Below are 8,744 nucleotides of genomic sequence, written 5' to 3' on the forward strand. Positions count from 1 at the left end.
CCCCGCACGAGCCAGGGTGGGGCCAGATCAGACCATCACAGTGGGGCCAGATGGGGTTGTCATTCTCACGCGGTGACGGTGAGGGAGCAGCGCGCGATTCGGTCGTAGTTCCGGCTCGCTGATCGTCGCCTCGATCGCACGGAGTGCGGTAGTGCAGTCAGTGGTGTGCCAGGCGTCGAGGAACGGCCGTAGGCCGTGGTCGTCGATGAGCAGGGTGCACTGACCTGTGGGCTCACTGACCGCGCTCGCAACCCGTCGCATCAGATCCTGCGGGATCTGGTCCGGGTTGCGCGGCAGCATCTGCCATGCAGCTTTGGCGTGAGTGCTGTACCATATCGAACATTAGTTCGACATCGTACGTGCGGTGGCGCTGAGGTCTGCTCGATCGGCGCTGGCCGAAGTTCTCGACGTGGTCGGCATGGTCGACGCCTCCATCGATCAAGGCGGGCGTCCGCTGGCTCGGCAGCGACATTGACATGGGGGTGTCGTTGCGGCCCCATGAGTGATTACTACGAGTCACGGGATACAACCTTGAGTAACGGTCTGGATGCGGAGTGACGCACGATGGTGTAACAACGCCCACATGGCCGACGACTAGACGATGTCTTTGGCGTTGACTACTCGGTGGAGGTTGTGCGGTGCCCGTACTGGCGGGGAGGCAAGACGTGATGTTGGCCGCTAACGACGTTGCCTCCGTGATCATCGCTCGGTCGGGGGGACGCCCGCTCACGTCTTGGAGCCTCCAGAAGCTCCTGTACTACGTCCAGGCGTGGCACGTCGCCATCACTGACGAACCACTCTTTCCGGAGCGCTTTCAGGCCTACACCTACGGTCCGGTCATCCCGCAGGTGCGGCACGACCGGATGGACATGGCCACCCGGCGTCCGTCCGAGCAGCGCATCGAAGGCATCAAGTTGGACCAACTTGCTTCAGATCTCATCGATCTCATCATCGCGGTGTACGGCTCGATGAGCGGTGACGAGCTGAGCAATCTGACACACCTTGAGAAACCGTGGCTGGAGGCGCGAGGAGACCTGCCGTCCGATGCTCCAAGTAGTGAGCCGATCAGCACTCAGGCGATGGCCACGTTCTACCGGTCCGAGAGGATGCTCGGGGGTCGAACTGCCGCAGACCTTGCTGTCGGTGGCATACATCTCCAGTCTCAATCTGCCGCTGATCCGGTCGATGTCGGCGCTCTCCTGGCCTCACTCGATGCAGCTCTCGCAGATCCTGGCGAGGATCCATGGGGCGGCGCTAACCTGCCTCCTGTAGACGACCTAGACATGGAAGGGATCGAGACCGCGCATAGGCGCGCCAATCTCGACCAGTGAGGCTGCCGCACCGGCCGGAGGTGCCTCGCCATGTTGTTGTATTCGACTGCAACGTCTATCTCGACGTGGCCTCGGTGCTCGCCGCCCCGTTCGATTGGGCCGCCTTCGACGCCGCCGTTGCGAGGCTCGCCAAGGCACCGGTTCCGCATCCAACCGATCCGGCACTGGACTCCCTGCGCGCCGTCGCTGGGTGTACTTCTGGTCGGTTCGCTGGCAAGGAGACATTGGAGGTATGGACGTCAGCCCACATCGACGCGACAGTGCGCAGCAAGGCCAAGCATCCGAGCATTCCCGACCCTCGGACCGGGTACCGAGGACTCGGCTGGTCGCAGTCAGACGCCCAGGGACTGGTCGATGAGCTTATACACGGCGCGACGGAGAGGTCGGACGGAGGTACGCTCGGGAACTGTATCCCTGACGGTAATCCGCCGCTCGACCATGAGGACGGCCTGGTCTACGGCGCTTGTCGCAAACTTGCAGGCGATGATCCGCTTGCAACGGTTTACTGCGTGACGCGAGATCGCGACTTCCTCGGCGCGCGGACTGCTGGCTCGTTGTCAGGCCATACGAAGGTGATCACCCCTTCGACGTTCGTTGGCTTGATCCGCGCAGCGCGTGCGTCATTCTCGATCGAGCGAATGAGGCGGTCTTAGTCTGGGGCCCGGACTTGTTGGATGCTGCACCACCTCAAAGTGTCAGATGTACGAGACCTACATCGTTGGAGCGCTGCTCCGCGCGATCACCACCAAACTCGGGGCGCCACGTGCCCGCATGGTGGTTCGGCCGAGGACGCGAAAATTGCTGGCGCTCCCTGTCCGACCTGTCACCGGCCAGCCCATGCCATCGCCTACCGTCATCCGACGGCCGATTTTGAGACGCCACACCGCAATCTTGCGGCCGACACCAAAGCTTTAGTGAAGGCGCCCATAGACGCCGAGGGATCGCCGAACTGTGCGGCGGTTGCCGAACGGGCGGCCCAGCCGACGTCTAAATGTCGTGCGGTGTGCCGTCACCTATGGCATCCTCGGTCCCGGGTGGACGCTATGTCCGCTGCCGCTGGGAAGATTCCTGGCGGGGCAATTTGGTGATCATGCAGATTGGGGTTAACTATGGCTACACGAAGAGCTTCAAAGAGTCAGAGCGAAAGACGGCGAGAGCGCGATTTTCGGGCAGTAATCCGTGCTCGCGCAGCTGAATCAAGAGGGCGCCGTGTCGGCTCGTCCGTGGCAGACTATGAGGATATACTCCCGCGTGGAGACGAGCGCGTCGCGCAAGCTCTCATTTCTCGACACAACGTGCGGATGGGAAATACTGGCAAAATCTTCGACGATTACCGCTTTGCTGTTATGTCCGCTATGGTTCCAGTATTGCAGATCGATAAGGCGCTTCGTGCGCTCGGGGAAAATCCTAGGAGACCGCCAACGCTTCACGCCGGCTCGGCGGTCGACCGGCTCTCCTGGGGTGTAGACAGTGTGATATCGGCCGCGCGCTTATTGCTAAGCGGGCAGATTCTTGGTGCTGCAGCGATGGTTAGAAATCAACTCGAGCGGTGGGTTTCGCAACGTGCCGCAAATATTGAGCTAGAGCAGCGCCCCGGCGAATCAACGGCTGCCTTTGTCGCCCGGGTGTGGAGTCATCCGGACGAATTTCATGAACAGTGGTACGAGAAGCATGTGGAGGTATTTGCAAATTTCTACGAAGACGGCAACGTTGGGTCCACGGACGAGCATCTGCATGTCTACCGGTCGGATGGCTCAGACGTGTGCCCTGCTGCGACTTATGAGCTGCTCAGTGAGCTCCTTCATTTACGAGTTCTCGACGAGGTGCACTACTGGGACGCGGAGCTCCTGGCACAGGATGATCTCATCACTGAGAGCCTGACTGTGGCGGCTTGGGCTGTGTGCGATGGCATCTTTCTGGCGTTGAGAGAGATTCGGCTCTCGGCGATCAGGCTGGCAGAGAAACGAGGCTTTGAGTCGCTCGTGGAATACCTGTCCAACGGGATGGATGCCATATCGATCAGTGATCAGCAGACCGACCTGGACTTCGAGGCGATTCCATTCGGTCACGCTCGCGCGCAGGAGACGGAGATTCCACCATTGTCGGCACTTGCTCCACTTCTTCCGCGGGAAGGGTTGGCTCCGAGAATGGTTTCCGCGGTTGAGGCACTTGCGGGCGACTTCGAGGCCGTACTCATGGGAGGGCGACCGGCTGGGCGACTCTATGTGGATGATGAACTTTTGGTGCGAGCATTCTGCTGGCATCGGCAGCGTAGTATCAATTTGGCAATTCACGGTTTGGCAACTGAGCGGGAGTTGATGGGAGCGGATTTCAACATTGATTCACTAGCGGGCCGATCGTCAAAGTGGATTATATTGACTGAAGCGACTAGTTTGCTGGCGGTCTGGCATCAGGTCCCCGGAGTGAAGAGGGCTGCTTCCGCGCTCGCGTCGAGCCTGAGGTCCGCCTACTGGCTTTGGTTGGAGGACGATGATAGAGCGATGGCTATCCTGCGTAGCAGTCTTGAGTATGTGGCACGGTTGCGTACCTGGCGCAGGAAGCCTTCAAAGGCTGAAGTCCTAGAATCGCGACCGCAATCTACGCCGCGCGATTGGATTTATGAGGCCGGATGGAAGCGTCTCAATTTGCTGAATCGAGCCTTGGGCGAGTTTGCGCACGCGCGCAAAATCGAGGAATGGCCCTCGGCACGCCAAATATTGGCCGAGCTTCAGTTGAATGTGGATGAGGAAAGAGCTATATACACTGCGAGGGGGGCGGCGATTGATTTCATTGCTTCGCTAGCGGCGCGCGAAGTTGTTGCATTGATAGCAGAGGTGAGTGCAGAGGTTGCCGCCGCGGTGGGTGGGATTCTCAAGGGGCTCGAGTTCGAACTGGACGAACGCGCCGCCGACGTCGAAGCGCAGTTCGCGCATATTTGGTCAATGCAGATTCGGCGGAGCTGACGAGGCGATTCTCCTAGGGCCGCGATGATCGGATTCGCCGTCCACGGACTCTGGCACAAAATCGTGAATATCATCGCGCGGCATCGGTCAGTGGTTCGTCCAAGGATCGTCCGAGCATGTCTGTATCTTCGCCGCCGTGTGGGCCCATCAAACGGCAGGAACGCTAGGTTGGTCTAAGTATCAGACCAGGGATGAGTCGGGCGTGACGCATGTTGTGACGCGAAGTCCGGTATACGGGTGCGGCCGGCGATGGTCCAGGTGGCCATGTTGTGGCTGTTGCCGCAGGTAGAGGCCGTGGTCGGCGCTGGGCGCGCCCTTTACACCCGAGCGGTCGCAGGTTCGAACCCTGCCGCGCCCACCCCTGTGACCAGGACATTTGCAAGGCGCTGACCTGCGGGTTCGTGTCCGTGGTATCAAACGTGATGCGAACGCGTCCTAGCGTCCGCTGCATGCCAGCCCCTCACCGCCGCCGCAAGCGGGCGCAGGGCAGCATCCGCGAGCTGCCGAGCGGCGCTTTGCGTGTCTCCGTGTACACGGGGATCGATTCCGCTGACCGGTCGCCGCCTCTATCTGAGGCAGACAATGCCGGCCGGCCCGGACGCTGCCGCCGAGGCGGAGCGCATCACGCGCGGGTTCCTCAACCCAGATCGACGAGCGGCGGAACCCTCGCACGAGCGCAACGCTGGATCAGCTGCTCGACCGCTACCTCGAGACCCTCGACGTCGGCGAGGGCACGCGGCAGATGTACGCGAAGTACCTGGAGAAGCACGTGCGACCGTTCGTGGGCCGGCTCGAGGCCGGAGGTATGGACGTCGAGGTGCTCGACTCGCTGTATGCGGAGTTGCGGCGCTGCCGGACCCACTGCCGGTCCAAGCGCGGCCTGGTCGACCACCGGACGCCCCGCGAGCACGTGTGCGACAAGCGGTGCCGGCCGCATGTCTGCAATCCGTTGTCGTCGACGACGATCCGCCACATCCACTTCATCCTCCGTGCGGCCTACGAGAAGGGGGTGCGGTGGCGGTGGGTGGCAGAGAACCCGGTCCTGCTGATCGACCCTCCTGCCGCGAAACAGCCCGATCCGCAGCCTCCGACGCCCGAGGAGGCGGCCTTGATCGTGGAGGGGGCGTGGGAGGACCCGGGCTGGGGGATGCCTGTCTGGCTGACCATGACGACCGGCGCTCGGCGTGGGGAGCTGTGCGGGCTGCGCTGGTCGAACGGGTGAAGGCCTTGACGGAGCGTATGACCATCCGGCCAAGCCCGCCCCCGACGACGTCGAGTAGACACGGGCCTGGCTCGTTGGCCCGGGACCTCTCTCGTGGCGATCGCTCTCTGACCATGCCGGTCCGGTCCGGCCGGTGAGGGCGACGCCCGTGCGGGATGCGGAGGGCCGGTCGCGGCCGCCTTCGCCGGGCGGAGCACGGCGGCGATGCGGTATGGCCGGCGCCACCGGCGTGCCACGGGTTTCGCCCTTCCGCCGACTGCAGGAGGAACCGGGCGAACGCTGCACCGCCCTGTGCCCGCTGCCAGCCGTTTGGTCAGGCCGGGCGTGCCGCGGCCTTCGGTGGTGGTCAGACAGCATGTGATGTCGCGGCACCCTGCCGGGGCGGGTTCAAGGGCGTCCTGCCCGGGTCATGGAATCCGCAGCGCGGCGAGGACAGGGATGAACCGCGGGAGTCACCCCGATGAGCTGCGGTCCTTAGCTGACCTGCGGTGATCAGCAGGTTCGTCACCGGTGACGAGGCCCCGCGGTCTGGACGATGCCGGGCTCCGGCAGCGTGGTGATGGGCGACGCCGCCGTAACAGCGGGGTAAACGTGGGCGCCCCACCGGTAGTGCTGGGGGCCGGCGGATCAGGTGAACTCGATCCACGCGTCGGTGGAGTCGTTGGGCGTGAGCAGGGTGTAGTGGGAGGCGTTGTCTCCGCTGCGGCTGGTGATGGCCATGCTGGTCTCGCCGGTCCAGTCGTAGGTCATGCGGACGGTGATGGTGTCTTTCTTGGTGGGGCGGCCGATGTCGTAGATGTCGTAGGTGGCGTTGATGATGCCGATGTTGCCGGCCCTGTACTGGACCTCGAACCCCTGGGTGCTGCCCTCGTCCATGGTGCTGCCGTCGGCCGGCTTGCCTTCGTCGTCGCCGGTAGCGCTGACCAGCTTCATGGTGCCTGCCGCGACCTGGTTCTTGATGGTGAAGTGCTTGCTGATCTGCGGTGCCGGCGTGAGGTGACCGGGCCCGGACGGGCTGCTGGCCGCGGTGGTCTGGGCGGTCAGCGCGACGGGGGCGGTTGTCGTGGTGGGGGTGGCGGCCTGGGCGCTGGTGGCGGCGAAGCCGGCGAGCAGTCCGGCGATGGCGAGAGTGGATGCACCGCGGACGATGGCGTTGGTGATCATGGCTGGTGGCTCCTCGGTGGGGCGCGGACTCGGTGTCTGCGATGTCCCCAACTCTCGCGCTGGCCTGCGGACGCATCTGTCCACGTGCTGGTCGATGCGCCGGGTGAGGCTGTTGTCCCCCGATCGACCGACACGCCTGTGCGGGTCGCGAGCGCCCACTGGCCCATGATCCAATCCGACGGTGTTCAGGTCAGGGGTGTTGCGCCAGGTCAGCCGGCAGGCGTCATCGACGCGGTGTGCCAACCGATGCCGGGCCAGTGGCGGATCGCGCTGGTCCAGCACCGCGACCGCCACCCGGTCGTGGTTGAGTACAGCGTCGCGGACGGCCCGCTCGGGCAACGGCACCAACGGATCGATATCGACCGGGTCCGGACCCTCGCCGTCAACTGACCCCGTCCGTGGGGCGACCGAACAACAGCCCCAGAGCTGAGCGCTCGACCTCTGGCACTGGCAGCGTGTCCCTGCGCTGATCGAGGAGCCAGAGCACTGATAGGCGCTCATGGCCGCGCGGGCCGTGAGAAGTACCTGGTGGACGCCTGCGGCGGGGCCTGTCGGCCCTTGGCTTAGACGGCCGCACTCACCGTCAAGGGCGCTCCACTGGCGTTGCGCGTCGCTACGCGATGCAATGCCGCGGAGTTAGGGCTTGCAGATCATTAACTCGCGGTCATGATTCGTGACGGGATGGTGAGGCCTGCCGTGCGGGCGAAGTCATAGAGGTCGTCGAGCGTGGCCAGTGGTTGGGCGGCGGGATGGATGGTGTGGCCCGCCTGTTCCAGCAGGTATCGGGTGTCGCGGATTCGCCGGTTGATGGTCTCGGGGCGGACGCTGAACAGGGCGGCGACGGCGACCTGGGGCAGGGCGAGCCGATGGTGCAGGACGGTGGCCAGTAGGCGGTCGGCGAGAGTGAGGATGGGGCGACGTCCGGCGCCGGAGCGGGTCTTTCGGGGACGGTGGCCGCGTCGTCTGTCCAGCTCAGCTTCCCGCTGCTCCTGGTGCAGCGTGGTGATTGTGGTGATCAGCGCGTCCCAATCTGAGGCGGGTAGTCCGGTCACCGCGGCGTGGCACAGCCAGGCCATGTCGGGGCTGGGCTGGTCGAATGGACCGGGGGCAGTGACGGGGATCTGTGGGTAGGCCTCGGGGTGCAGGGTGTAGTTCCAGTCGCCGTGCCAGTCATGGCGGGCCAGCGGCAGGGCGTCGATCTGTCCGTCGCTGATGCGGACGCCGGTTTTGTAGGTGTCGGTGTCGAGTTCGGCCGCGACGGTGAGCCCGGAACGGGTGGTGGTCGCGGCGATGCTGTTCACGATGACCTCGTGGCTGGACAGGGGCCGGCCCCGCCAGTTCATGGTGATGTGGGAGAACAGCCGGTGCTCGATCTTGTTCCACTTGGACGTGCCGGGCGGGAGGTGGCACACGGTGATCTCCAGGCCGGTCTCCACCGCCAGGGCCGCGAGCTCGGCCTTCCACGCGCGAGTGCGGTAGCCGTTGGAGCCGCCCGCATCCGCGGTGATCAGCAGTCGGTGCGAGTGCGGGTAGCCGGTCCGGCCCACCGCGTCCCACCAGCGACGCAGGCAGGCCACGGCGAACGCGGCGGTGTCATGGTCGGTGCCGACGCTGACCCAGCCGGTGTTCGCGCCCAGGTCGTAGATCCCGTAGGGGATGGCCTTGCCCAGCTCCCGATCGGGGAAATCGTGGGTCTGCACCGCGACCGGCTCGCCCGTGGGAAGCCACTGCCGGCCCGCGTTGCGGTACTGGCCGACCAGCTCCTTCTTCTTGGTGTCCACGCTGACCACCGGGTCCCCGGCCGCCTGGTAGGCCTTGGCGTGCTCGTTGAGGTAGCGGAACTGCGCGTCGCGGTCCGGGTGCTGGTTGCCCTCGATCGTCTTGGCGTTGCCTTGGAGGCTGAAGCCCTCTTCCCGTAGCAGGTCACCGACGGTGTCGGCCGATACCTTGTGCCCGGCCCGGGTCAACTCGTCGGCTAGCGTCCGGGTCGACTTGGGGGCGTGTCACGGCATCCGTGTAAGCCGCGGGTGGACCAAGATCGGCTCAGCGTGATCTTCACGCTGC

6 protein-coding genes and 1 pseudogene are annotated in these 8,744 nt (G+C 64.4%); 5 read left to right on the top strand and 2 right to left on the bottom strand.

Features of this window, described 5'->3' with window-relative positions:
• Nucleotides 1-638 precede the first annotated feature (638 nt).
• From ACFPFQ_RS48175 to ACFPFQ_RS48190, 4 genes are all read left to right on the top strand, one after another.
• Nucleotides 639-1,331, top strand: a complete 693-nt coding sequence (locus tag ACFPFQ_RS48175; protein ID WP_379630049.1) for a Panacea domain-containing protein — start codon at nt 639-641, stop codon at nt 1,329-1,331.
• Nucleotides 1,328-1,984, top strand: coding sequence for a hypothetical protein (locus ACFPFQ_RS48180; RefSeq protein ID WP_379630050.1), 657 nt, complete (start codon nt 1,328-1,330; stop codon nt 1,982-1,984). The genes ACFPFQ_RS48175 and ACFPFQ_RS48180 overlap by 4 nt, the downstream gene beginning before the upstream one ends.
• A 570-nt stretch (nt 1,985-2,554) precedes the next feature.
• Nucleotides 2,555-4,294, top strand: coding sequence for a hypothetical protein (locus ACFPFQ_RS48185; RefSeq protein WP_379630051.1), 1,740 nt, complete (start codon nt 2,555-2,557; stop codon nt 4,292-4,294).
• An 805-nt stretch (nt 4,295-5,099) separates the two neighbouring features.
• A complete protein-coding gene (locus tag ACFPFQ_RS48190) occupies nt 5,100-5,516 on the top strand; it encodes a hypothetical protein (protein WP_379630052.1) in 417 nt (138 codons plus the stop codon).
• A gap of 627 nt (nt 5,517-6,143) precedes the next feature.
• Here the strand turns inward: ACFPFQ_RS48190 and ACFPFQ_RS48195 are convergent.
• On the bottom strand, nt 6,144-6,680 hold the full coding sequence (locus ACFPFQ_RS48195) for a hypothetical protein (protein WP_379630053.1): 537 nt from the start codon (nt 6,678-6,680) through the stop codon (nt 6,144-6,146).
• An 84-nt stretch (nt 6,681-6,764) separates the two neighbouring features.
• Between ACFPFQ_RS48195 and ACFPFQ_RS48200 the strand changes: the two genes are divergently transcribed.
• The gene (locus ACFPFQ_RS48200; RefSeq protein WP_379630054.1) at nt 6,765-7,070 is read left to right on the top strand and encodes a hypothetical protein; all 306 of its coding nucleotides are present in this window, start codon (nt 6,765-6,767) and stop codon (nt 7,068-7,070) included.
• A 263-nt stretch (nt 7,071-7,333) separates the two neighbouring features.
• Here the strand turns inward: ACFPFQ_RS48200 and ACFPFQ_RS48205 are convergent.
• Nucleotides 7,334-8,674: pseudogene (locus tag ACFPFQ_RS48205) on the bottom strand (ISAzo13 family transposase); the annotation flags it as partial.
• Nucleotides 8,675-8,744 lie beyond the last annotated feature (70 nt).

The organism is Pseudonocardia sp. GCM10023141 (assembly GCF_042653605.1).

Bases quoted from the DNA above. Each gene is read 5' to 3' on its own strand.
- ACFPFQ_RS48190 (WP_379630052.1), top strand. From the start codon at position 5,100: ATGGACGTCGAGGTGCTCGACTCGCTGTATGCGGAGTTGCGGCGCTGC.
- ACFPFQ_RS48195 (WP_379630053.1), bottom strand. From the start codon at position 6,680: ATGATCACCAACGCCATCGTCCGCGGTGCATCCACTCTCGCCATCGCC.